Genomic DNA, 25,061 nt, shown 5'->3' with positions numbered 1-25,061 from the left:
TACACTAAATAAAAACCTACAGATAATAACCTGTAGGTTTTCCTTTTCACTACTATCGTTTTGTTGTTGGAAACATACGATGAACCATTTCCATAAATTCATCTGCAAAACCACTTACAGGTTCACCATTCTCAATTCTGTCACCGTAGCCTTTCATCCGTTCCACAAAATCAGGGTTTGAAGAAACATGAACATCACTAAGATTGTGATCAACTTCCATTGCTTTGTCAGCAATTTTTTGCTTCATATCGTCTGATACATCATGTGATTCGTCATCCATTGTCACAGCAATATATGCTTGGCTTCCCATCACGATTGCCGCTGCATGATGAACACCATCTAATTTACGAACGCTATCAGCCACTTCACCCGAAACTGTCATATGTTGTTCACCATGATCATTCATGCCGTAGCCTTGGTTTTCAACACTATCTTCACCAGGTTCATTCATTTCCATATCATTATCTGGTGAATTCATATCATTATTATCGTTGCCTCCACATGCGACTAACGCTGTTGCAACAAAAGTAAGGGCTAAAGAATGCAATAGATATTTCTTCATTTTCATTCAACTCCATTATTCATATTTTGTTTCACTCTTAGTTTGGCTTTCTACTAAAAAAATTATGTATATCATGAAGATTTTTCTAATTTTTTTTGATTTTTGCTGAATGCACTCCTCTTTAATGGAAATGAAACACTTTTTTTACTGCTGGTTCATAGAATATGAGTAGACAAGTTCCTTCGTTAACTTGTTGAAGTGAAAGGAGGCATACAATGAAAGTCGATGCAGTTTTTGAAGGTGGAGGCATTCGTGGTATTGCTTTTGCTGGAGCAATTGAATCAATGGAAGCTCATGGTGTGCAATGGCAGAAATTAGCTGGAACTTCTGTAGGGGCTATTATTGCCGCTCTTCTTGCAGCAGGATATACAAGTAAAGAAATAAATGAACAATTAAAAGTATTAAATTTTAAAGATTTACGAGGGAAGAATTGGGTCAATCACATCCCTTTTGTTGGAAATTTTATTAATCTCGTGTTTTATTTAGGTATGTATAAGAACGATTATATTGACGTGTGGCTCGAAGAACTATTACGGAGGAAAAACATTCGAACCTTCGCAGATCTTCCACCTGAAAAACTTAAAATCATTGCATCAGATATTAGTAGCGGACAAATGATCATTTTTCCTGACGATTTAAACCGTTACGGTATGAAACCAAGTGATGTAACGATTGCTCAAGCAGTGCGAATGAGTACATCTATCCCCTTTTTTTATCGCCCTGCTAGATGGAAGCTGGCAAACAAAAGTAAGGCGTATATTGTTGATGGCGGCTTACTAAGTAATTTTCCGATTTGGCTGTTTGATGTTGAAAATCCTCGCTACCCAACCTTCGGCTTTCGCTTTTTGAAAGATCGAATTGAAGGGGATGCCATTATTCCAACGCCAATACATTTAGCACAGAACATTGTCAAAACGATGATGCAAGCTCATGATATGAGACATTTAAGTGATGAAACGAGAGATCGCACAATACAAATTTATACCGATTCCATCACAGCAACCGATTTCCTACTAACGGATGAGCAAAGCGATTATTTGTTCGAGTCTGGTTATCAAGCAGCTGAACTCTTCTTGTCTACATGGGATTTTGATGCGCACAAACAGCTTCGTTCTAGGAAAAAAACACAAAAATAGGGATACGTCTTATGGACAAGTATCCCTTTTTTCAAAAAGAATGAGTTAATTTAATAGTGCTTTACCTATTTCGTAATCATGCTGCATTTGGTTAGTTGGTACCATACTACCACCTGTTGCCCAAGCTAGATGCACAGCATCTTTTGCTGAATTTGCAACCTGTACAGGTCCGAATAAAGCTGTAACTGCTGACGGCTCGAGAGCTATTTCTTCTTGATCAATGAGCATCGCTAAAAGCTTATACATCGTCTCATCATTTACCGTATAGATACCTCCAAGAATTGGTTCCATCACCTTTCCGACAAAGCCTGATGGTCGTCCTACCGCAAGTCCATCTGCAATCGTTCGATTGTCAATTCCTATATCTTTCACGTGAATATTTTCATGTAACCCTGTCATCATTCCAACAAGCATACAAGGAGAGTGGGTTGGTTCTGCAAAATAACACGTTAACACCAATACTTAGTCCTAAATTCCCTGTCGAACCCACGACAATTGTATAGCGAGACAATACGTCTTGATATGTAGACTCTATTAACTTCTCATAAGACTCTTCTCTTGAGAACACGCTTTCCTCAATAAGGATCTTTTCCGCAATCGTCAAAACCTCATAAATGCCCCCTCTTGCTTTAATCGAACCTGAAATTGGAAGCAAGTGGTCACCTTTTAGAAACAAACTACCGTTAATCGTAACCTGATAATACTCTTCAAGGGACTGCTGAAAAGAGTCGATTGCCAATAGTGGCGACTCTAACAATCCGTTCGTTCGTTCTGTTTCTGGAAACGCAAGGGATATATAAGGAGCAAACCGATTTAGTCGAGCTTCTGCCTCTAAAATCGCCTCCATGGATAATGTATGGTTTTTTGTAATGGCCTTCTTTCCTTTAGACGTGTTAATCCACAGATATTCTTCTAATGCTGTAAGCTTAGTTAAATTAGGAAATGCTTTTAATAGCCGTTCTCGGGTCATCTTATTCCCCTTTCTGCAATCGTCACAATAGCACCTGTTGTTGATGCTTTTTTTGTTTGAGCATGTAGCTCTCTCACTAACGTAGATTGAGTAGAAGCAGATACACATCCAGCTCCTAACCGCACGTCCGGATCAATGACTCTATATTTTAATTTTATATGCTTAGCTTTTAAGTGAAAATGAGACGGTGAGAGCGGCTTCTCAAACGCTGTTAACAGCGCCTGGATGGTTTCATGTTGACTCAGCCGTAACTGTTCCAAAACATCAAAATCGGTTTTAACTAAGTCATCGAGTGTCACAATTCCTGCTTCTAAACTTACTGATAAGATATGCGCAAGCTGCTGATTAGCAAAAACGTTCGTTGGATGTAAAAAAAATTCAACCGTTTCTTTAAAATACATAGATGCAAACCATTCTGCCCAGCTTAATTCTTCGCAAACGATATTCCCATCGATCACAACCAATTGATTAAGAAATGCATCAACATCCTTTAAGGAAATCACACCATATGAATAAAGATCACGCAACGTATAATCAATCCGATCTACACATAAATGAGGCAGTGACCTTTCTAGAAGCGTCCACTTTTTATTGGAAAATAAAATGGACTGGGCGTTATAACCTGCTTGATCGATTAGATCAGGTATGGTTGTTCCTTTTACAAGTCTTTCATAAAGAGTCTCATGATAGTTTTCATCCTTATTACCTAGAACATAATCAATTACATGGGAAAAGGCTGTATGTGATAGATCGTGTAATAAAGCGGCTATTTGCTCTTCAACGCCTCCACCCAATTTACGAACAAGCAGCATTGCTCCAATGGAATGCTCATACCTTGTCACGTTCCATTCGGGTTTCACAAGAAAGCAACCGCCTGCCTGATGTACTTTTTTCAGACGTTGAACAGGTGGACTAGCTATTAATGTTTCTAGAACTGGTTCAAGCTTAAACATACCATAGAGCGAATCGTTAATGACCAAAGAATGCACCCCCTCTTACTCTATTATGTCATAATTAACCATGTCTTCGCTTCTTCTATCTTGCATTCTTTTGTCGCAAAGCTGTACAATAGTTGTCATAATCTTCTAAGAAGCTTTAACCATTAATGATAGGAGCATAGCTATGAATATTCGAGAAATTCAAGAACAAGACAACCAAGATGTAGAACAATTAATTCGAACTTGTTTAATTGAATTTGGCGCAAATAAACCAGGAACTGCGTGGTCAGATCCTGATTTAAGCCGTTTTTATGAGCTGTATCAAAAAGATAAAACGCAGTACTGGGTAGCCGTTAAAGATGGCCGTATCATTGCTGGTGTTGGAATTGGCGGTGTATCTGGTTTTCCTACTATATGTGAACTACAAAAGATGTACGCCTTACAAGAAGCTAGAGGGACTGGTGTTGCAGAGCAATTATTAGAGGTAAGTTTAGCCTTTGCTAAGCAATATTATGAAGCATGTTATCTCGAAACAATTCATACGATGCATGCTGCGAATCGTTTTTACCAAAAGCATGGTTTCCAGAAGCTAGATGAACCTCTACTTAAAACAGAGCACTTCTCTTGTGATGCTTGGTACATGAAAGCACTACAATAGCAACAGCTATGTTTAATATCTCCTACATTTGGATATAGGAACAAAAACCGCTTAAGGAGGAGATGACATGGCAACATACAATTCATTAGATGTTGGAGTCCATTATAAAGCGACAGACTTAGATCAATTCGTGAATAAAAAAGATGTTGTTCTTTTATCTTCAAACGAAAATCACCTTTTTTCTGATCCCGAACGGGAATTCAAAGTCACTCAAAGCTTTGATGGATTCTTTGAGCACGCTTCAGATAATGGTGAAAAGGAATATCGATCTAAGAAAGCGTATGTGTTAGAAAAAGTATAGGAATTTCTGTTCCATTGGCTAAAGCTAATGGAACTTTTTAATTGAAAGAAGAGCGTGTTTTCACACACCCTCTTTAAAAGATCCATATGAAAATAGGAATCAAAAGGGATGCAACGATAGCACTTAGTGTCATAGCAATGGAACTCATCGACAGAGGAATGTTCCCATACTCAGCTGCTTTAGAAATTCCCATGGCGTGAGATGCACCCCCGAGTGCAATGCTTTTACCATATAGACTCCTTATACCTGCTTTTTGCATGACCCATGGTCCAATGAGAATACCGCTAAAGCCTGCCACAAGGACAAATGTGGCTGTTAACGGTGGCAATCCGTGTAAGGCTGCAGAGATTTCCACTGCTACAGGTGCTGTAATCGATTTTGGAAGGACTGTCGCAACGAGGGTCTCATTGAATCGAAACAAAAGCGCCAACCCATACACCGTACTGAACCCTAAAAAAACACCAATGGATACGGCGCCACCAATCATAACGCTATAGCGTAGAACAAGAACGCGTTGCTTGTACAACGGAAACGCTAATGCCACAATAGCAGGTCCCATTAAACGACTTAACCATTCTCCTCCAATTAAATAGTCTTCATACGAAATATTAAATAATAGTAAGATGAGTAAAATAAACACGGTCGATGTCACGACAGGCAACAGAATGGGATAGGGGTAGCGTAAGTAAAGCTTCCGAAACAAGAAATAGATGACAACCGTTGCAGCAACAATGGCTATAGCTATTATTGGATACATCATTCGTCCCAATCACCTCGACTTCTTTCATACCATTGACAGAAATGCCCGATTCCAATCATCGATAGCAACGTGCTGACTATAACAGATAGGAATAGAAGAAATCCAGTCGTTGATAGAAGTTCCGGATATTGCATAACCCCTAAATTAAACGGTATAAACAAAAGGGGTAACACGAATAATAACGCGGTGGCTCCTGTCTCGACCCAGCTTTCTGGAATTATTTTTGTGCTCAATAATAACAGCAATAAAAGAAACCCAATGATTGAACCTGGAATAGTAAGATTCAGCCAACGGGATAAGAAATCTCCAAACGCGGAGAGTCCATATAAAAATAGAACCTGTAGCAAAAGCTGTAAAGTTTTCATAATCCCCTGTTCTGTTGTAACAGGCTCCCTCCTTCATTTAGGTAAGACAATGTGGTAAGCTTTGATAAAAAGAATATGCTAGAATCATAGCATGTTTTCGATTAAAAAGGGGCACTTCTACTATGTTACCTGTCTTCCTGATCGCCGCCTGCATTTGTATCGCTGGCCTTGTTCTTACGCTTGTATCGATGAACCGAACAGATACAAACTACAGCAGTGAGCGTAGCATTAAAACATTTTCTTGGCTTTATTTTTTACTCGTTCCCATTGCACTAGCTTTTGTTGTTTTACTCGCATTTCTTTTATAAGAATAGAAATGAAAAGCGAGAATGTCAATGACGACACTCTCGCTCCCCTTTACTAGTTCAATGCTTTATGAAGAATGACTTCTACTGTTAGGCAATCTTTGCTTAGACGACTCTTCAAAGTGTTCATGTTTGTCGATAAAAAATGCCTTAATATAAAGTGATGCCCCATATAAGTAAATGCTACTAATTTGATGGGCGGTGCCAGCGATTAAATTGCTCTTGCATCTTCTTCATCTCTTTATGCACTCGGTTTAACTCCCCTTGCATTTGCCTCATTTGTGTATACAAATACATCGCATATTCCTGCTGATCACCAACTGGGCTGCGAAGTCCACCAGTTTGTGCTGCCTCAGCTGAAAAGAATGTCGCTGCTTCTTGCGCCTCTTCATCAACGCTTGATGAAGCATCTCTTTGTCTTGAAATGTCACGTGCAATCGTAACGCCGACAAACCCTAGCGCAGAAGATATGGTACTTAATATCGTACCTAGATAGATCATATCTTCAGATAGTTCTAATAAGCTTTCCAAATATTGTTCATGGGGATCGTTGTAATTATTTTTACCAGTCCCCTTATTTTTCGCCATGACACACCCCTCCCAATAAGAGTGTTGTATCACTATCTTATGTTCACTATTCTAAAATATTGCTTGAGATCTCCATATAATCTTTCAACGGAAACTCCCTTTCATATTGTTTCGATAATCGGCTAGACAATCCATATGCTGCTGATTGAAGAGAGGCGGCGCATTCTCAGGGTCAACAAAAGCAAGTTCAACTGTTTCCACTCCATCCACATTTAAACTCCCTTTGACTGGATAGCCTTTAAAGAAATGCAGAACGGTTTGAGCCCGATCACCGTTAAGATATGTAGTAAAATAATCTGAATATACGCCGATAAGATAGTCAATTTCAACATGTAAGCCCGTCTCTTCAAAAACTTCTCTTTTGGCACAATCTGCAAGGGATTCACCTATTTCCATGGCGCCCCCAGGAAATCCCCATTCGTTATAATCCCCTCTTTTTTGAAGAAGAATTTGCCCCTTCTCGTTCACTACACAAATACCAGCAAAATTAAGAATTATTGGAGCCGACCCTACTTTGTTTCGAATCATCTTGATATAATCCATCTGTTGACACCCTTTCTTGTTAATACAAAAGGCTGTCTTGTGCACTTAATGCCAATGAGACAGCCATCTATTTACTATTTCGGTAATGACGCTTTATTAAAATAAGGTTATGTGCCAGTAATTCCTCCTAAAAAGCTTGTGGCATTTCTGTTGTCAACCTGTGAAGATCTTGTTGATTCCATGCCTCTTTAATGGTTACTTACGGCTCTTCTAATTGAATGGTCCGAAACATAGTTCCTAGTGTAGTTGTTCCCAATTCAATTTGATCTGTAAATATAACAGCCATCTTTCCTTTTAACGATGACCCATTAATATTTCAACTTTAACAGCATGTCCTTTACCTCATCATCTGTCATAATGAGCTCATGATATCGCTGGGTAATTTTAGTAAGCACTACATCGTGATAAAAGAATTCCGTAAAAAATGTCACGAGTGGCTTCGATTGGGTTCGAATGGCCTGCCACCCGTGTTCTTCAATCCCAGCAAAGACCATTTCCTTTTCATCTACAATTAAAATCCGGCTTCTTTCTAAAGAATCGTGTCCATGGGTTGGGATTAAAACAGACATAGTTGGAATTACCGTTTGAATCGTTCCTATCGCATGCAAGTGCACCTCCCGCCCACTGTGATACACTTCCTCAAGCAAAGGAAGAAAGGCTTTCATTTCGTCCGCCCAAAGAGATAAATGAATGGATTGTTTGGCTCCTTCCATTAGCTCTTTCATAATAGACAAGATTGATTGATCCTCTCGTAATGTCCATACCCGATCGTCAACTTCTATTTCTTCAACTTCAATTTTCTTTAACTCTTCAATATTTGCTTCAAAGTTTGCCGTTAATTTCTCTATTAAAGCCTCCATCGGAAGACCAGTATATTGCCGCTTTTTCTCCACAAAGGCTTCGAGAACAACTCCTTTTTCAATCAGTTTTGTAATAACCTCATATACTTTCGAACGCGGCACACCTGACCGCTTCACAATTGCCGTAGCATCTAGAGGCTGATTGACTGTAATTAATGATGTATACACTTGACTCTCATATTGGGTGAATCCAAATTGTTGTAGCAACCTAATCAACCTTTCTTTCTCATTATCCCTTTCTTTAGGATAGACCAAACTCTATAAACATTTCCACTTGTAGAGAGATTTACATTTATGTTACTCTTCTAGTGGTAACAAAATAACGAGAGGTGTTTTATGAATAAACGTGTTTACTTACTAACCATCGTCTCTTTTGTCGTTGGTCTTGTTGAACTTATTTTAGGTGGCATTTTACACTTAGTTGCATCCGATTTAAACGTTACATTGGGACAAGTCGGTATGCTGATTTCCATTTTTTCATTTGTATTCGCGTTATCAGGGCCCATTCTTTTATCCGCTACAGCGAAAATAGAACGAAAGAAGCTAACACTCATTACATTAGTGGTATTTTTATTTGCGAACATTCTTGCTGTCGTTAGCTCAGGCTATTGGATTTTACTACTCGCTCGAATGATTTCCGCAATGAGCGCAGCGCTTCTCATTTCACTGTGCGTAACCATTGCATCAAACATTGTTAGTGAACCATACCGGGCACGTGCAATAGGTATTGTTTTTATGGGCGTTAGCGCTTCTCTTGTCTTAGGCGTTCCGATTGGTTTACTGCTTGGAAATGCTTTTGGTTGGCGAGCACCATTTATCCTGATTGTTCTTTTAACAGGTTTATCCATTTTATTTGTTGCGCTATTTATGGAAAAAATCACTCCAAAGCCAAGTATTCCTCTCATTCAACAACTAAAATCATTAAAAAACACGAAAATTATACTTATTCAACTAACGTCCTTTTTATTTCTTGCAGGACATTTAACACTTTATGCTTATCTAACACCCTTTTTACAATCAATCGGTATTGATGGAAATTGGATTAGCATGATGTATCTTCTGTTCGGTATTGCCGCTATTATTGGCGGAGGTATTGGTGGCCTACTTTCTGATCGATTCGGCCCGCAAAAAACCATTATTGGTGTCATCTCTCTTTTTACGGTAGCCATCTTTTCCATACCGTTGACTACAGCATTTATGCCCCTTTTTATTGTTGTCATGATGGTTTGGAGTCTATTAAGCTGGGCGATTACTCCGGCGATGCAGAGCTATTTAATTGCTTCTGCACCAGAAACATCTGATATTCAGCAAAGTTTAAATAACTCCGCACTCCATTTTGGTATTGCTTTTGGTTCCATGAGTGGCGGACTTGTCATCGAGAGAAGTACCGTTGAAATGAATGCCATTGTCGGCAGCCTCTTCGCTTTACTCGCTCTCATCGTAATTGGATTCTCAATGAAAAAATCTCTTCAGCCAAAACCACAAGAAGCTGATTTAGCCTACAAAAAAGCCAATTAATTAATCAATTGGCTTTTTTCTAAATCACCCATTACCGTTTGTGTCTCTTCATTTCTTGAGAAGCACCAACCGTTAAATGTGTTACATATACATGTTCTCTACAATTTTTGTTTTTGGAGGATGTAACTCAGGATGAGCCGATGACATGATTTTCTTTCGCAACAAGTAAAGGGTCACAGCTAAAAGTAACACCCCTGAAGGAAGCAGGGTTCCAATTGGCCCTAAGAAATCATACATAAATCCATAGAGGATAAAGCTAAGTGGCATGAGTGCAGTAGCACCTGTTTCTAGAATGCCAAATACCCTTCCTTTATATTGATCACTTACCCGTTTTTGCAGCAAAACACCAATGGGTGTATTCACATATGTAATGGAAAAACCAATAAGTAGCATAACCATACTATAAAAAATCACTATCCCATTGTAAGGAATAAAGACTATTAACGGTAATACGAATAGCGTCATTAAACACGAAAAAGCAAGTAGACCTTGCTTTACATTCATTAACGGAAATACCACATCTTTCTTTATTGAAAAATAGAGTCCTCCAAGTAATGCCCCTCCTGCTAAGATCCCTTCAATGATGCCAAAATGGCGAGTGTCGATTTGCAAGGTTTCAACGAGAATAAACGGCATGCCAATTAAAAGAGCCCCAGTAAAAAAATTGACAACTAACGCCATTCCAACGATTGTCCGAATAATTGGTTGCTGATGAATAAAGAGAAACCCCGCTTTCATTCCTTGCCACATGTTCTCCTTCTTCTCTTCCTTTGTTCGCTCAGACCCATAAAGTGTAAAATCCATTGTCGCTTCCACGCAAACAGCAAGGAAAAACGCAATAATGAAAATCACTAAAAACACTTGAATAGGCGAAAAGGCAAAAAGCATCCCTCCAATAATCGGCCCCCCAATCGTTGAAGATGAGACGACCATCTGATTAATCGCTGTTGCTTTTTGAATACGTGCCTCATCTACCAGCCGCGTAATAGAAGAAGTAAACGCAACCCCAGTAAACATTTGCGAAATGGTAAGCAAAGCAGTTGTTGCATAAATGGCGATAACCGATAAACCACTCGTTATCGTATAAGCGAGTAGTCCCGAAACGATTAAAAGAGAAACCACTTGAGACGATAGAACGACTCCTTTTTTCGGAAAACGATCCGCTATATAACCAGCGAATGGAGCAAGAATCGTCCGCGGTAAAATAGTACAAATCATATTAATGGCGAAATTCATTGCAGAACCTGTCATTGTTAAAATAAATAAACTCATTGCAAAAACATAAATACTATTTCCAAACGACGAGATAAACTTACTAAACGCAAAAGTCCATAAATGATACGTTGCACGCTTTAATTTTACATCCATTCCAAGCACTCCTCTAATAAGTTTAATTTAATTAAACTTATTATATACAGATAAAATGAAAAAGAGCAACGCAAAAGTTTAATAATATTAAACTTTTATTTTTATTCTCAATCTTTTATAATGATATGAAACACGGAAAGAAAGGCGATCCGATATGAGCACATTAGGAGAACGAATCCGGCAATTACGCAAGCAACGTGGAAAAACCCTTGCAGAAGTGGCTGAAGGGCGTTTAACAAAAGGCATGTTAAGTTTAATAGAAAACAATAAGGCCCAACCTTCTATGGAAAGCCTTACTCACATTGCTGAAGCCCTTGAGACAGACCCTCAATCGTTATTAGCAGATGTGAATGTCATTACTGAAGCAGATTTAAGATCATTAATTATCCAATTAAAAGCTTTATTAACCAATCATCGTTACGATGACGTTGCTTCCCTCCTTACCCCTTTTGCAGGAATGACGTTGCCACATACGTATGAAGCTGCACAGTTCGTTCGGGACTTAGGGAAGGCGTATTTTTATAAAAGCCAATCTATCCATCAAACAGATACCGGTCTTTTTTTATTAGAAAAGAAAACGGTTAACTCTACAGTTGATGAAAATAATTGGCGCACTTATTTTGAAAATGCCGAACAACGTTTTATTGAACTTTCTTTTCTAGACGAAGCCGCAAATACCGCGCTTGACTATATTGAATACCTCACTTTTGAATTAGAATATGAAAAAGCAATAGAGCTATTTACTAAGAAGCAAGCGGCATACGCTGATCAGATAAAAGACTTTGATCCTCTCACCTTATCCAAGTGGAATTTCCAAGAGGTAGCGTTGCTTATGATCATGGGAAAATCAAATTTAGGGAGAAAACGGTTAAAGGAATCACTCACGTTTGCAATAGAAAAACGACAATTTTACAAGGTAGATCAATACTACCGCTTTGCTATCCATTTCGCAATGCTAGCCAAAGACGAAAAAGAAGTCAATTACTATTTGCATAAGCATCATCTATTAACAGAATTGTTGGAGGATGATTATTTAAAAAGTATCCATACCCTTAATAAAGCCATAGTAGCGATCATGTTTGAAAACAACCCTACCAAAGCGCTAGAAGTAATTAATGATAGAAAAAATTTTGTAAGAAAAGACGATACTTTAAGAATTCTATTTCAACACATTTATGGGCAAGCCTTATATGAACTTAAACGCTACAAGGAATCGCTTCACTATTTACCGTCTATCAATGAATACCCATTCCGTATCCATGTGCTGGATTTATCAATGCTCACAACGGCAGATGCCTATAAAGCATTATGTTACGCAAAATTAGGCGAGGATGAAAAAGCCCGCGTTCATGCAACAAAAGCAAAGGAAAGCATCCTGAAACAAAACTATGCAATCGACTATCATAAATCGTTTATCTTGCAAACGTACGATGATATTTTTAAGGAGGTGTAAGAAGTTGGTCTACCCAGCTTCTTTTTTAGGTTGATCATGCGATGATAGCTATGTACTGTAACAAATGAAACGTATTACAGACAAATTCACTTCTATAGACACTTATTCCGCCTCCTTTATTGGGTTACATTTCTGTTCCCAGACACAAAAACAATACTTTTTACCTATTTATACGTTAAATAAAAATTCTTATTGCTTAATTCATTTGAAATCAGCTACAATTTAGGCACAAAGAACCTTTTAATATCTCAATCAAGATATTGAAACAGGATAATAGGCGGGGTGTGCTATGGTTAAAAAGTATGTCCCAGTAATGAATGGCGCATTTATGAGGCCAAGGATTGTTGCTTTCATTCCTGCACATAATGAAGAAAAGTCCATTCGAGATTGCTTAGAAGGACTAGCTGATCAAGTACTACCAGCACATGTATTGCTTGATATCATTGTCATTGCAGATAATTGTACTGATCGGACCATTGAAAGAGCAATTCAAGCAGGTGAGGATTTAAAATTAACTGTCATTATTTTAAAAACCGAGAACAATAGTCAGCGAAAAGTTGGCGCATTAAACGCCGCATGGAAAAGTTTATATGGTGATCCTCTAAGCTTATATGAATACCATGTGTCGAGCTATCAAGAAAAATACAATCAATCTATAAAAGCGATTTTAGGTATGGATGCCGATAGTCGTCTTGCTCCAGGGGCACTAAAGCAACTTTGGGACGATCTTATGAGCGCCCGTAATATTGGCGGCGTCATGGCAAAATACACAATGCGTATGCCTAGGAAAAAAAGTCTTTTGTCTTTAGATGACCCTTATTATGAGCAAAAGTTAGAAAGCGGATTATATGGAGGGCCGATAGCAAGATGGTGGACGCACCAGCAAAAACAAGATATGACGAGCTGGTTGCTCACCTTGCAATATCAAGGTGGAAGTACTTACGTGTTAGGCGGGCAAGGTACATTGTTTCGACCCGAAGCCTTGCAAGACGTTGTTAATCGCAATAATTTAGATGGGCCGTGGCAAGATGACAGTGACGTTGAAGATATGTTGTTAACATGGCAACTTCAGCGAGCAAAGTGGAAAACGTTAATAAGCCCGTCGGCACGATGCTTTGTTGACTCTATGAGATCTTATCACACGTTCCGTCAACAACGCATTAAATGGTCGTCAGGTACTGTAGAGCTATTAACCAATCGAGAGTTAAATGTGTCAAGCTCACATATATTCCGGATGTGGGGCTCTCAGCTTCGACGATTGCTTGATTTACTCATCAGAATCCTGTTAATCATTTTAATTCCTTTAGCTTTAATGACAGATCAATTTCAATGGAGTTGGTTATGGATTATTCCTGTTGTCGTGGCTTCATTATTAAATTTAATTTTAGCTTTAAAAACCCCTATGCGACGCCCAATCGATGTGTTGCTAGCGATAACGCTTATCTCAAGTGAAATCTATCTCTGGGCTAACCTTATGACATTCATTCAGGTGTGGAAGGATCGTCTTTCGAAAAACAAAAAAGATGGCTGGCACAACCAGTATAGTGCCGAAAAAGGACAGACAAAAAGTAAATTGGTGGAAGGCATGAGTCTCGTGATCCTTTTACTCTCTCTTTTTATTTTCGTCTCAGTTTATTACCGCTCTTTTTTTACAAACCGAACGATTCAAGATATCGTTACTCCCTATCTTGAACTCGGTTGGCAAGTGTTAACTTACCTTACGATTCTTGTAACAATCATTATGATTCATCAGCTCTGGACATTAAGAAAACCAATTCGTGCCTAAATTTATTTTTATTCTTATCTTACTTAATACACTGTAAACATATTATAAAAAAAGAGGCCTAGTAAACTAGGCTTCTATTTATGTTCTTTTACCATTTGAATAAAGAGCTGATGCATCCTTGGGTCATCTGTTAACTCCGGATGGAATGAGCATGCAAGAAAGGGACCTTGTCGAACCGCTACAATTTCATCATCGTATTCACTTACAACCTCAACCTCTTTTCCTATCTCCTGAACAAGAGGTGCGCGAATAAAGACCGCTTCTACATATTCTGAAATGCCCATCACAGATAAATGGGCTTCAAAACTTTCTCGTTGTCGCCCAAATGCATTGCGTTCGACGACCATATTAATAAACCCTAAATGGCCTTCTTTTTGATCGGTAAGGGAGCGAGCCATTAAGATCATGCCCGCACATGTACCAAAAACAGGCCTTCCCTTTTTACCAAATGCTTTTAATGGCTCAAAAAAATGATCGTTGTCAATCAGGCGCCGCATCGTTGTTGACTCCCCACCAGGAATAATGAGACCATCAATTGCTTCAAGCTGCTCCACCCGCTTTACAGCAATACCAGTAGCACCGTTTTCTTCTATCATCTTAATGTGCTCGCTCACCGCACCTTGGAGAGCAAGTACCCCAACTTTCACCATACTACCAGCCACGATCCTGCATACGTTCTTCTGGCGCAATCGTTGAAATATCTAGCCCTTTCATAGCCGTTCCTAAATTCTTTGAAAGTCGTGCGATTAAATCATAATCTTTGTAGTGCGTTGTCGCTTCTACAATCGCGCGAGCGAACTTTTCCGGTGATTCTGATTTGAATATACCTGAACCAACGAACACCCCATCTGCGCCAAGCTCCATCATTAATGCTGCATCGGCAGGTGTTGCCACTCCACCAGCAGCAAAATTCACAACCGGAAATTGACCAGATTCTTTGATTTGAAGCAGAATTTCATAAGGAGCACCAATATTTTTCGCTTCTGTCATCAATTCATCAGTTGACATGTGAATCACTTGTTTCATTTGAGCCTGCATTTTCCTCATATGACGAACAGCTTCTACAATATTCCCTGTACCTGGTTCTCCTTTTGTACGAATCATAGATGCCCCTTCACCAATCCGACGCGCAGCTTCGCCGAGGTCACGAGCGCCACATACGAATGGTACAGTAAAGTCGCGTTTATTCAAATGATAGACTTCATCTGCTGGTGTTAACACTTCACTTTCATCAATGTAATCTACACCCATTGCCTCAAGAACTCGTGCTTCTACAATATGACCGATACGCGCTTTTGCCATAACAGGAATGGATACAGCTTGAAGCACCTGTTCTGTAATTGTTGGATCAGCCATACGAGCCACACCACCTGCTGCACGTATATCAGACGGTACACGCTCTAATGCCATAACAGCAACTGCTCCTGCTTCCTCCGCAATTTTTGCTTGCTCTGCATTAACAACGTCCATGATGACGCCACCTTTTTGCATTTGCGCCATTCCTTGTTTGACTCGATCTGTCCCTAACATACGTTCCATCTTGCCCACTCCTTTTTGATTGCATTTTTCAGATTTATTTCATAGTATAAAAAGAAACTGACTGTATTGTAAGTGCCAGTTTTTAAAAAAATAATGGGTTCAGATAAGAGGGACGATAAAATGGATTTACTATGGGTACATTTAGACCGAGAGGCTACGACACCTCTTTACGAGCAACTTTATTTGCACGTAAAAAAAGAAATTACAGCTGGACGAATTGATCATGGTACGAAACTACCATCAAAACGAAAGCTTGCCGAATTCTTAAAAGTAAGCCAGAATACCGTGGAGTCCACGTATAACCAGCTCGTTGCAGAAGGATATGTAGAAGTGCTGCCACGGAAAGGTTTTTTTGTGCAGGCATACGAACAGCTTGACTATGCACCTGTTTCTTCCAAGTATACAACAACTAGCGTAACGGAATTGTCACCTATTCGATTCAACTTTCATCCTACGCATATCGATACACGTTACTTCCCATTTGATAAGTGGCGCAAATATGTACGTCAAGTCGTCGATCCATCAAATCAACAATTACTTTTACTTGGAAATGCTTCCGGCGACCAAGTGTTTCGGCAAGAGATTGCCAATTACCTTTATCATTCCCGTGGCGTCCAGTGCACATGGGATCAAATTGTTATCGGCGCTGGGATGGAGACATTAGTGCAGCAACTCTTTCTCTTATTTGGTAAGAAAAGTGTTTATGGGATAGAAGACCCTGGATATCAACTTATGCGCAAGCTATTGCGACATCATCCACACGATTTTTATCCGTTTACTGTTGATGAAGAAGGTGTAGATGTACAGGCACTCACTCAATCACCTGTTACGATTATGTACACAACGCCTTCACACCACTTTCCTTATGGAGCGGTTTTATCTGTCAATCGACGTCAACAACTGTTAAAATGGGCAGAAGAAAAAACTGACCGTTTTATCATTGAAGATGACTATGATAGTGAATTTCGCTATAGTGGTAAAACCATTCCGTCTCTTCAAAGTATGGATAAGCATCATAAAGTAATTTATGTTGGCAGTTTTTCAAAGTCCCTTATTCCATCTGCTCGGCTAAGTTATATGGTGTTACCACAAACATTAGTACCGCGGTATAACGATCTGTTTTCGTTTCATCATTCTACAGTGTCTCGAATTGATCAACATGTACTCACATTGTTTATGCGAGCTGGGGATTTTGAAAAGCATGTAAACCGTATGCGAAAACTATACCGTCGGAAGCGTGACATTGTCTTACAAGCCATGAAGCCGTATGAAAATCAATTATCAATTATTGGTGAGCGCTCTGGACTCCATATTGTCGTTGTGATTAAAAACGGTATGAGTGAAGAAGAACTTGTTCAAGCTGCAAACGATGTGCAAGTAAAGGTTTATCCGCTCTCGCACTATACGATTGAACAACAAGTTTCTCAGCATCCCCGTATTGTGCTTGGCTTTGCCAGTATTCCAGAGGAACAACTGGAAGAAGCTGTTACGACAGTCCTTCAAGCATGGAAATACACGAAATAAGAGGCTGGCTTTCGCCAACCTCTTATTTAAAAACCATATGCATCTTCTGCTTCTTCTCGTATCTTTTCAAATGTTCTTGTTAAAAGGTGTGTGTCTTCAACAAGACGTTCAATACGGAATCGTACATCATCATTCACTAATTGTTTTTGCTGGAAATCTCTTTCTTCTGCAAAAACAATGGTCTGAACAAGTTGTGCTTTCATATAGCTCAAAATAGGCTTGAGCTGTTGCTCTGCCACTAAATAGTGCTTTGAGCTACCAGCTGTTACAACAATACTTACTATTTTATTCTCGAAAGCATTAACAGGAAGCAAATCAAATACATTTTTCAACGCACCAGGGATAGACGCTTGAAATATAGGGGTTCCAATAATTAGCGCGTCCGCATCCATAATCGTACGTGCCACATATCCAGTATCTCCCGTATAATCAATAAACTGTCGACCGTCACTATAGTGAATGTTCTGTTCAGCCAAATCGATTAGCGTGACGTCCGTTGCCTCATCATAGGCATGTATGTGACGAACGACCTCATTCATAATGGTTCTTGTTTTTGATCCGACAACCGATCCAGATAACGCAACGATTTTCACGCCGTTTCCCCCTTTGTATATTTCCGAATAGCTGGTAGAATATCTGTTGCAATTAACTCTAAGTTTTTCTTTAATTCTTCAAATGGCACTCCACCGAAATCAAGCTGAGCAATGTAACGTTGATGGCCAAACAATTCGTATTGGTAAAGAATCTTTTCAATAATTTGCTGAGGACTGCCGACATTTAATACGTCTCGTACATCCTCTCCTTGTGCAAATGCTCGTTTTGAGAAGCCTGATCCGTTCGTTAATTTTATCCCTTCGTTCACACAAGGATAATAGGCACGCTGAGCTTCTTGCGTCGTTTCTGCTGCATAGAAAAGTCCAGCTGTGGCGATTGGGAATTCAGCTGGGTTATAGCCACTTTCCGTTAATGCACCGCGGTACGCATCAATTGAACGTTTAAACGCTTCTGTCGGACCAGCCAAGTGAGCAAGAAACATCGGCACACCAGCAATACCTGCTTTTATAGCACTTGCTGGGGTACCACCAACAGCACGCCAAATTGGCATTTTCCCTTCTAATGGTCGAGGTAAAACCTCTGCATCTCTAAGGGATGCTCGAAATTCACCATCCCATGTAACGCGCTCTTCTTTGTTAATTTTGTTCAGTAAGTCGAATTTCTCTTCAAATAATTCCTCGTAGTTGCGCAAATCATAACCAAGAAGCTCGTATAAACCTACGCGTGAAGCTCTACCTGCAATAATTTCCGCTCGTCCATTAGAAATTAAATCAATCGTTGCAAAGTCTTCATATACACGAACTGGATCAGATGTACTAATAATCGTAGAAGAACTACCTATTTTTATGTTTTTTGTTGCCTGCGCGATTGCCGCAAGTACAACAGAATGTGCCTGCGTCGCAAAGTAAGCTTGATGACTTTCACCAACACTAAAAAAATCTAAGCCAGCTTCATCTGCAAGCTTAGCAAATTCAATAATTTCATGAATGCGTTGCTGAGCAGAAATACGTTTTCCCGTATGTGGATTCGGAAGATGATCTCCTAGCGTATAAATACCAAATTCCAAACCATTTTCGTTTTTTATGCGATTCATGGAAATCCTCCTAAATTCATTAAGTTACATTGTTTGTATCTTCTTTTATTTTGCCTTATGATAAACACATTTAAAAGTACGTACTTTAACGAAAGAAGGTATACAAAAGTATACTAAAGGAGTCATTTTATGAACATTATACCTGACCAATGCCAAGTAAATCAGGCGTTGGAGATTTTTGTCGGCAAGTGGAAACTGCTCATCTTACTTCATTTAATAGCCAATGGCACGACACGTTTTGGTGAGTTTCAACGAGCGATACCGAACATAACCCCAAAAGTACTCACACAACAGCTTAGAGAATTAGAAGAAGAAGACATTATTGAGCGACACGTTTATACAGAAATTCCGCCAAAAGTTGAATATAGCATTAGCACATACGGGAAGACGTTAGAGCCCATTTTTACGGCCATGCACACTTGGGGGCAAAACCACTTACTGTACAAACAATCGCATAAATAAAAAAAGCATGTTTCCTATAGAAGGAAACGTGCTTTTCTCTTACACTTGACTCCCGTCGATTACATCGAGTACCCTTTCAAGTTGATCAATTGCGATTTGTCCTGGTGCAGAAGCTGCTTGACCGACAGCAAAACTAACGGCAGAACCGAAAGCACCGCCAAATAAGCGAGAAAGGGCTCCTTTAGGACCCATTGACATTGTGATGATGGGAATCGTTAATTCTCGATTTGCTTCTTCTGTCACTTCAGCAACAATTAACACATCATGAAGTGATTGTGGCATTAATGCAATTTTCCCTACGTCTCCACCTTCTTCTTGTGCTTGTTTTAAAACAGCCAGTAACGCTTCTTTTTCAGGTGTCTTTGAGAAATCGTGAAACGACATCACCGTTTGTATTTCTTTCTCCTTTGCCAGTGAAAGGATCGTTTCTTTCGCTTCTTTCGGGCAACTTAATTCCACATCGACGGCATCAATCACATCTGCTTTCATGACACTGACGTACAAATCAGTTACTTGTTCCTCATTTAAAGAAATGGGTTCTCCGCCTTCACGAGTAGAACGTCTTGTAAATAGCACCGGTATCCCCTTAGCGTTCTCCTTTATCCATTTCCCTGTTTCAATAACAGATTCTGTCTTGTGAAGCTCTTCGAAAAAATCAACACGCCACTCAATGAGCCCTGGCTGTTTCTTTGTAATAACGAAGAGTTCCTCTTTAATAGCCGCGAACGTTTTCCCTACAAGAGGGGCGCAGATTAGTGGACGTTGAATGTGTTCAGCTTCCATTTTCTTTATAATTGTTGACATACTCTTCTCCTTATTGACGTTACGTCTCTTTATCGTAAACGCTTTCTTAATTCGTTATGTTTAATCACGCTCAACTTGTGCTCGTACGTCTTTTAAACGTTGCTCAAATTCTTTAATCTTTTCTTTTGAGAACCGCTGAACAAGACCAGAGATGGATAAACAATGGGTTACACTCCCATCACGATTCGGAACAGCTACTGCAACTGCCGCTAGACCAATTTCACGTTCTTCTATGCTAATAGCTATGCCTGATTCCTTAATTCGTTGAAGGTCAGCTAACCGTTCGTTTTGTTCGACTGTCGTTAAACCCTCTACCGATTTTTGCTTTCGTTGTTCAGACTGATAAGCAAGTAAGACCTTTCCCCCTGCTCCTGCATGAAGCGGTAGTAATTCGCCAATTCGAACAGCATGACGAAGAGGCTGATACCCTTCAAATTGTAAGATACATACTCGTTTTCCTCGGTCAACTGTATACAAATTCACGGTTTCTAACGTCTCATCTCGAAGTTGCTTCATAAGTGGTGCCATAACATCTTTCAACTGATAAGCATCTTTTGCAATTTGACCTAAATAAATTAATTTGGTACCTAGCTTATACTTCCCTGTTTTCTCATCTCTCTGTACAAGCATTTCTGTCTCAAGACTTGTTAGCAATCGAGTTGTTGTCGACTTTGCTAATTCAATTTCAGTTGCGATTTGTGTTAAAGAAAGCTCCTGATTTTGGAACGAAAAACAATCTAGTATGGATAATGCTCGTCGAACAGTTCGTAATGAATCACGTTTTTCCATTACTCTAAGTCTCCACCTTTTCAACAATTATTAACTAATCGTTTTGTTAAAAAGAGTGTACCACAACAGATTTCACATTTCTGAAATCATACCACGAAATTTTATAAAACACTAGTATACAAGTTATTTTTTTACTGCATGCGTATTTCCTTTCTCAATAAATGTTTTTGCAGATGCTAAACATTGCTTTATATACTCAAACGTCCCTAACTCTTTCGTTCTTTGTCTATTGGGCATCTCAAGTGAAAAAACCATATCATCAGGTAAACACGTTAACATACCTTTTAAGGGAAGGCCACCTTCACCTATATACAATCTCTCTTCTCGTAAAATACGTGTCATCTCTTCTTTGCTTGTTGGAATTTCCTTTTGTGCATCACATAAATGAAAATAATGAAGCCATTCTTTTGGAATTGATTTGATATCATCCACACAATCATGAGCTCGATGAAAGTGGTGGGCATCAATCATTAGTCCTACATTTTCTCTTTTTACATCTTCTAATACATGAATGGCTCCCTTAAGCGTTCTCACAGATGCAATTGGTACTGATTCCAAATTAATAGTTAGTCCGTATGGCCTTGCTATATCACATAACTGAGCAAACTTTTCACGACCAAGCTCTGTATCGTCTGTCCAAATGCTACTTAAAACGTGTTTTGCTCCAAGTTCTGCCGCCACTTCAAACGCAGGCTCATAGATAAGCGGATCAATGTCATCATTAATTCGAGCCAATTCTATATCATATACACTTAACCCCGTTTGTTGTAGCGCTAGTTTCGTTTCTTTAAACATTGCTTTGTTGTTTGCTAAATCATAGTTTGGTTCATTAGGCAATCCCATATAGATAGGACGAATACTAACAAAATCGTAACCAGCTTGTGCCGCTAAATAGGTTAACTCTGGTGGTGCACACTCTAAAGCCGTGAGGTGAGCTAGTGAAAATGGATGATTCATCATTATCCTCCTTTTAAATATTAATACTAGTATACAAGTATTTCTTGGTTCAAATTCTAGCGATACTCTTATCCACTTGTCAACTACTTTCCTCTTATCTTCTTTGTGAATTGTTTTTTTGCTGAATTGCAAAAAAACAATGACAAGTTCTTTTTTCTCTGCTACAATTCACTTACGTATTTCCGCTCTACAATATTCTTATTCCATTTAACGGAACTTTTTGAAAACGCTTTCTATATAATATGGAGGTGATTGTATGTTTCCTAAAAAGTTAATAGTGCTCCCTTTACTTATTATGTTTTTAACTTCTTGCAACTCTGCTACAACTGGGACGGATTCGGAAAGCTATCCATCTCGTTCAATCACTGGTGTTATTCCATTTGGACCAGGCGGAGGAGCCGATTCCATCGCTCGTGTGATTAGCCAGTATACTGAGCCTATTTTAGGTGAATCTATCGTCCTGCAAAATGTTGAAGGTGGCGCTGGTTCAATTGCTGCTTACGATGTACATAAGGATCCAGCAAACGGGTATAAAATTTTGTTCGGCGCAGAAAATCCTAATTTATATCGTACAACAGGAATATCTGATTTAAGTTATCATGACTACGAACCATTGATGTTGTTTACTAGAACCGTTCCAGTTGTTATTGTCCACCCAGACTCGCCTTTCCAAACATTGGATGATTTGATTGAGCAGGCGGAAGCAAATCCAGGTAAAATTCTAATGGCTACAACGGGACCTGTTGGCACTTCAGGTGTTGTCACAAGCATGTTAGGGCTTGATTTTGCAATGGTGCCTTACAAAGGAGAAGGTGCTTCCATCACAGGTTTAATGGGCAAACAAATTGAGGCATCGATTGTTTCATTACCGTCCGCTTACAATTACATTCTCGCTGATAAAGTGAGAGTGTTAGGAATTATCAATGATACCCGCTTAGAAGAGTTTGGTGATTGGCCTGCCCTTGGTGAAGTAGCACCTGACTATTTAGAACATCTTCCCTGGGGTGCATATTACGGTGCATACGTAAAAAAAGGAACACCCGAACCTATTATTGAGGAGCTTAGAGATAGTTTTACAGAGGCTTTTCATACTGAGGAATTTCAATCGTTTATTGAAAGTAAAAAAATGATTCCGCTCGGCCTTACTGGTGATGAGGCGCTTGACTATCAGGAGGAATGGGAGTCAAGAACAAACTGGTTCCTTTACCAATCTGGCTTTGCAGAGCATCCAAGCAACTACAATATTCCCATCCCGAGTAATTAAACACGGAAAGAAAGGAAGAATCCTTTTGATTAAGTCCCCGGCATTTTATTTCTACATAGGTTGGATTGCAGTTAGCGTTCTTTTCGTTACACAAGCAATGCGCATACCTGTTTATGATGAATTTCTATCATCAGGGCGGTTTTTACCACTCGTCCTGTCTTTTTTAATGGTTGTTTTTTCTTGTATACTAGCGTATCAGCACTTTAAATCTTCAGAACACGTTACATACGAACTTTCAAATTCATTTTACTTTTTTGGCTTTATTGGTCTCGTTTTTGTTTATATTATTCTTATTCCCTATGTTCCATTTAGCATCGCCACTCTATTGTTTTTATCTATAAGCTTTCTGTTTTTCCGTACCCTCTCTTTATGGAAAAGCTTCCTTCTTTCATTCGGCCTGGTCGTTGTTATAGTGTTTGTCTTTCAAACTGTTTTTCAAATTGTTTTCCCTTAATTTTAATTCGCTTTAGAAAAGAGGAACGTTATGGAACAATTTCTTATGCCGCTATTTGACTATCAGCTTCTTCTTCTCGTAGCATTAGGAACATTTGCTGGTATCTATGTTGGGGCTATTCCTGGTCTCTCTGTTACAATGGCCACTGTTTTGCTTTTATCTCTAACGTATTCATGGGACACATTATCTGCACTTGCTCTAATTGTTGGGGTATATGTCGGGGGGGTCTATGGAGGTGCTCGCCCGGCCATTCTTTTAAACATGCCAGGTGGTCCCGCTCAAATTGCTACTTCCTTTGATGGTTACCCACTTGCACAAAAGGGTGAAGCAGGGTTAGCCATAGGACTTTCTACAATCTTATCCATTGTTGGAGGAATGGTCGGTTTACTTCTGCTCGTATTCGCCACTCCTGTATTATCTGACATTGCACTTTATTTCGCTCATAGAGACTATTTATTGCTCGCTTTACTCGGTTTATTGTTAGTCGGTACAATGAGTCAAGGTGCGTTTATTAAATCTATTTTCCTTGCTTGTTTCGGTGTCTTTATCGGTTTAGTTGGACTTGATTTGATTTCGGCTAGCCCCAGGCTAACGTTTGGTATATTGGAACTTCAAAGCGGTATTAATGTCATTATTGCCATACTTGGTCTATTCGGTTTTGCGGAGGTTCTCTATCAATTGTCTCAAAAAACAACGAAAGATCATAAGGATAACGTCGTTGGAAAAATCATTCCACCCTTAGCGATGGTAATCAAGTTCTTGCCCCTTACACTTCGAACTTCTGTGATTGGGGCATTAGCTGGTGTATTGCCTGGTGTTGGAGGCGAAATTGCAGCTTTACTTGGTTATGACCACGCTAAACGTAGCACGAAAAAACCAAGTCGGCCATTTGGAACAGGCGCATACGAAGGGGTAATAGCTCCTGAAACAGCTAATAATGCCGCGATTGGTGGTGCATTTGTTCCTATGCTAACACTAGGTATACCAGGCGATGCGGTTACAGCTGTCATCATCGGTGCACTCATTGTACATGGACTCGATCCAGGACCGTTGCTTATTACGAACTCTCCTGATTTATTTTGGGTCATTTGCGGTTCTTTATTTTTAGCGAACCTTTTTCTACTTATATTTGGGATGACTGGCATCCATTTATTTAAAAAGGTGATTTCAATTCCAAAAGGTATTCTTATGCCGGTTATCCTTGTTCTTATCGTTGTTGGAGCTTACTCTATTAACAACACAATGATTGATGTTTATTGGATGATCGGATTTGGCTTGTTAGGTTTTGTCTTACGGTTGTTTGGCTTTCCTCTTGCGCCCCTTGTTTTAGGCATTGTGCTTGGACCCTTAATTGATCAATCGTATCGTGCAGCGATGATTACTGCTCACCACGACCTAGGTACGTTCTTTCTTGGCTATGTGACTTCACCTATCAGCCTTGTATTAAGTATTCTGTTTGTCACTATGCTTCTATCTACGATAAAAAACGTTCGTAAAACAATCCAATAA

General features: G+C 39.3%; 27 protein-coding genes and 1 pseudogene. 12 read left to right on the top strand and 16 right to left on the bottom strand.

Features of this window, described 5'->3' with window-relative positions; genetic code table 11:
* Positions 1–52 precede the first annotated feature (52 nt).
* A complete protein-coding gene (locus FPV17_RS06780; protein ID WP_186370747.1) occupies positions 53–562 on the bottom strand; it encodes a YhcN/YlaJ family sporulation lipoprotein in 510 nt (169 codons plus the stop codon).
* A gap of 215 nt (positions 563–777) precedes the next feature.
* Here FPV17_RS06780 and FPV17_RS06775 point away from each other — a divergent pair, with 215 nt between their 5' ends.
* The gene (locus FPV17_RS06775; protein WP_144558578.1) at positions 778–1,698 is read left to right on the top strand and encodes a patatin-like phospholipase family protein; all 921 of its coding nucleotides are present in this window, start codon (positions 778–780) and stop codon (positions 1,696–1,698) included.
* A gap of 45 nt (positions 1,699–1,743) precedes the next feature.
* On the opposite strand, the pseudogene FPV17_RS06770 reads toward FPV17_RS06775, so the two are convergent.
* A pseudogene (locus FPV17_RS06770) lies at positions 1,744–2,668 on the bottom strand (pyridoxal-phosphate dependent enzyme).
* Entirely contained in the window at positions 2,665–3,648 is a 984-nt protein-coding gene (locus FPV17_RS06765) for an HD domain-containing protein (RefSeq protein WP_144558577.1), read from the bottom strand. The pseudogene FPV17_RS06770 and the gene FPV17_RS06765 overlap by 4 nt, the downstream one beginning before the upstream one ends.
* Positions 3,649–3,790: 142 nt before the next feature.
* Here FPV17_RS06765 and FPV17_RS06760 point away from each other — a divergent pair, with 142 nt between their 5' ends.
* Together FPV17_RS06760 and FPV17_RS06755 are read left to right on the top strand one after the other, a co-directional pair.
* Positions 3,791–4,264, top strand: coding sequence for a GNAT family N-acetyltransferase (locus FPV17_RS06760; protein ID WP_144558576.1), 474 nt, complete (start codon positions 3,791–3,793; stop codon positions 4,262–4,264).
* 67 nt (positions 4,265–4,331) lie between these two features.
* Positions 4,332–4,565 (top strand): hypothetical protein, encoded by a 234-nt coding sequence (locus tag FPV17_RS06755; protein ID WP_035396741.1) that lies wholly within the window; start codon positions 4,332–4,334, stop codon positions 4,563–4,565.
* Between the two features lie 73 nt (positions 4,566–4,638).
* Here the strand turns inward: FPV17_RS06755 and FPV17_RS06750 are convergent, their stop codons facing one another.
* Both FPV17_RS06750 and FPV17_RS06745 read right to left on the bottom strand, forming a co-directional pair.
* Positions 4,639–5,325: an LrgB family protein gene (locus FPV17_RS06750; RefSeq protein WP_144558575.1), complete on the bottom strand. Its 687-nt coding sequence runs from the start codon at positions 5,323–5,325 to the stop codon at positions 4,639–4,641.
* Entirely contained in the window at positions 5,322–5,690 is a 369-nt protein-coding gene (locus FPV17_RS06745) for a CidA/LrgA family protein (RefSeq protein ID WP_060705219.1), read from the bottom strand. The genes FPV17_RS06750 and FPV17_RS06745 overlap by 4 nt, the downstream gene beginning before the upstream one ends.
* A 122-nt stretch (positions 5,691–5,812) precedes the next feature.
* Between FPV17_RS06745 and FPV17_RS06740 the strand changes: the two genes are divergently transcribed.
* Positions 5,813–5,998, top strand: coding sequence for a hypothetical protein (locus FPV17_RS06740; protein WP_035396743.1), 186 nt, complete (start codon positions 5,813–5,815; stop codon positions 5,996–5,998).
* 183 nt (positions 5,999–6,181) lie between these two features.
* Here FPV17_RS06740 and FPV17_RS06735 read toward each other — a convergent pair whose 3' ends face one another.
* The 3 genes from FPV17_RS06735 to FPV17_RS06725 all read right to left on the bottom strand — a co-directional run bounded on the left by FPV17_RS06735 (position 6,182) and on the right by FPV17_RS06725 (position 8,193).
* Positions 6,182–6,583, bottom strand: a complete 402-nt coding sequence (locus tag FPV17_RS06735) for a hypothetical protein (protein WP_060705218.1) — start codon at positions 6,581–6,583, stop codon at positions 6,182–6,184.
* Positions 6,584–6,667: 84 nt separating this feature from the next.
* A complete protein-coding gene (locus FPV17_RS06730; RefSeq protein ID WP_035393149.1) occupies positions 6,668–7,126 on the bottom strand; it encodes an NUDIX hydrolase in 459 nt (152 codons plus the stop codon).
* Positions 7,127–7,434: 308 nt separating this feature from the next.
* Entirely contained in the window at positions 7,435–8,193 is a 759-nt protein-coding gene (locus tag FPV17_RS06725) for a TrmB family transcriptional regulator (protein WP_035393329.1), read from the bottom strand.
* A 129-nt stretch (positions 8,194–8,322) separates the two neighbouring features.
* On the opposite strand from FPV17_RS06725, the gene FPV17_RS06720 reads away from it, so the two are divergent.
* Complete coding sequence (locus FPV17_RS06720) at positions 8,323–9,504, top strand: MFS transporter (RefSeq protein WP_144558574.1); 1,182 nt, start codon at positions 8,323–8,325, stop codon at positions 9,502–9,504.
* 81 nt (positions 9,505–9,585) lie between these two features.
* Here the strand turns inward: FPV17_RS06720 and FPV17_RS06715 are convergent, their stop codons facing one another.
* Positions 9,586–10,872: an MFS transporter gene (locus FPV17_RS06715; RefSeq protein ID WP_035393150.1), complete on the bottom strand. Its 1,287-nt coding sequence runs from the start codon at positions 10,870–10,872 to the stop codon at positions 9,586–9,588.
* A 154-nt stretch (positions 10,873–11,026) separates the two neighbouring features.
* Here FPV17_RS06715 and FPV17_RS06710 point away from each other — a divergent pair, with 154 nt between their 5' ends.
* Entirely contained in the window at positions 11,027–12,325 is a 1,299-nt protein-coding gene (locus tag FPV17_RS06710) for a helix-turn-helix domain-containing protein (protein ID WP_144558573.1), read from the top strand.
* Positions 12,326–12,614: 289 nt separating this feature from the next.
* Entirely contained in the window at positions 12,615–14,111 is a 1,497-nt protein-coding gene (locus tag FPV17_RS06705) for a glycosyltransferase family 2 protein (RefSeq protein ID WP_035393152.1), read from the top strand.
* A gap of 74 nt (positions 14,112–14,185) precedes the next feature.
* Here the strand turns inward: FPV17_RS06705 and pdxT are convergent, their stop codons facing one another.
* Complete coding sequence (pdxT, locus tag FPV17_RS06700) at positions 14,186–14,761, bottom strand: pyridoxal 5'-phosphate synthase glutaminase subunit PdxT (protein ID WP_144560432.1); 576 nt, start codon at positions 14,759–14,761, stop codon at positions 14,186–14,188.
* A 1-nt stretch (position 14,762) separates the two neighbouring features.
* Positions 14,763–15,650 carry a pyridoxal 5'-phosphate synthase lyase subunit PdxS gene (gene pdxS / locus FPV17_RS06695; RefSeq protein WP_144558572.1) on the bottom strand — a complete coding sequence of 296 codons (888 nt, stop codon included), beginning with the start codon at positions 15,648–15,650 and terminating at the stop codon, positions 14,763–14,765.
* A 120-nt stretch (positions 15,651–15,770) separates the two neighbouring features.
* On the opposite strand from pdxS, the gene pdxR reads away from it, so the two are divergent.
* Positions 15,771–17,174, top strand: coding sequence for a MocR-like pyridoxine biosynthesis transcription factor PdxR (gene pdxR, locus FPV17_RS06690; protein ID WP_144558571.1), 1,404 nt, complete (start codon positions 15,771–15,773; stop codon positions 17,172–17,174).
* A 26-nt stretch (positions 17,175–17,200) separates the two neighbouring features.
* On the opposite strand, the gene FPV17_RS06685 is transcribed toward pdxR, so the two are convergent.
* The gene (locus FPV17_RS06685; protein ID WP_144558570.1) at positions 17,201–17,767 is read right to left on the bottom strand and encodes an NADPH-dependent FMN reductase; all 567 of its coding nucleotides are present in this window, start codon (positions 17,765–17,767) and stop codon (positions 17,201–17,203) included.
* Positions 17,764–18,822 carry an LLM class flavin-dependent oxidoreductase gene (locus FPV17_RS06680; RefSeq protein ID WP_144558569.1) on the bottom strand — a complete coding sequence of 353 codons (1,059 nt, stop codon included), beginning with the start codon at positions 18,820–18,822 and terminating at the stop codon, positions 17,764–17,766. The genes FPV17_RS06685 and FPV17_RS06680 overlap by 4 nt, the downstream gene beginning before the upstream one ends.
* Positions 18,823–18,951: 129 nt before the next feature.
* On the opposite strand from FPV17_RS06680, the gene FPV17_RS06675 reads away from it, so the two are divergent.
* On the top strand, positions 18,952–19,284 hold the full coding sequence (locus tag FPV17_RS06675) for a winged helix-turn-helix transcriptional regulator (RefSeq protein WP_144558568.1): 333 nt from the start codon (positions 18,952–18,954) through the stop codon (positions 19,282–19,284).
* 39 nt (positions 19,285–19,323) lie between these two features.
* Here the strand turns inward: FPV17_RS06675 and aroD are convergent, their stop codons facing one another.
* From aroD to FPV17_RS06660, 3 genes are all read right to left on the bottom strand, one after another.
* Positions 19,324–20,088 (bottom strand): type I 3-dehydroquinate dehydratase, encoded by a 765-nt coding sequence (aroD, locus tag FPV17_RS06670; RefSeq protein WP_144558567.1) that lies wholly within the window; start codon positions 20,086–20,088, stop codon positions 19,324–19,326.
* Positions 20,089–20,148: 60 nt separating this feature from the next.
* Complete coding sequence (locus tag FPV17_RS06665; RefSeq protein WP_035393156.1) at positions 20,149–20,877, bottom strand: IclR family transcriptional regulator; 729 nt, start codon at positions 20,875–20,877, stop codon at positions 20,149–20,151.
* 123 nt (positions 20,878–21,000) lie between these two features.
* Entirely contained in the window at positions 21,001–21,834 is an 834-nt protein-coding gene (locus FPV17_RS06660) for a sugar phosphate isomerase/epimerase family protein (protein ID WP_144558566.1), read from the bottom strand.
* A 256-nt stretch (positions 21,835–22,090) separates the two neighbouring features.
* Here FPV17_RS06660 and FPV17_RS06655 point away from each other — a divergent pair, with 256 nt between their 5' ends.
* From FPV17_RS06655 to FPV17_RS06645, 3 genes are read left to right on the top strand one after another with little or no spacing between them, the layout of a single operon-like run.
* The gene (locus FPV17_RS06655) at positions 22,091–23,098 is read left to right on the top strand and encodes a tripartite tricarboxylate transporter substrate binding protein (RefSeq protein ID WP_035393157.1); all 1,008 of its coding nucleotides are present in this window, start codon (positions 22,091–22,093) and stop codon (positions 23,096–23,098) included.
* A gap of 25 nt (positions 23,099–23,123) precedes the next feature.
* Positions 23,124–23,552: a tripartite tricarboxylate transporter TctB family protein gene (locus FPV17_RS06650; RefSeq protein ID WP_035393159.1), complete on the top strand. Its 429-nt coding sequence runs from the start codon at positions 23,124–23,126 to the stop codon at positions 23,550–23,552.
* Positions 23,553–23,582: 30 nt separating this feature from the next.
* The gene (locus FPV17_RS06645) at positions 23,583–25,061 is read left to right on the top strand and encodes a tripartite tricarboxylate transporter permease (protein ID WP_144558565.1); all 1,479 of its coding nucleotides are present in this window, start codon (positions 23,583–23,585) and stop codon (positions 25,059–25,061) included.

The sequence above is a fragment of the Shouchella miscanthi genome, assembly GCF_007725405.1.
Classification (GTDB): Bacteria; Bacillota; Bacilli; order Bacillales; family Bacillaceae_D; genus Shouchella; species Shouchella hunanensis.
This window is presented reverse-complemented; position numbering and strand designations above follow the sequence as displayed.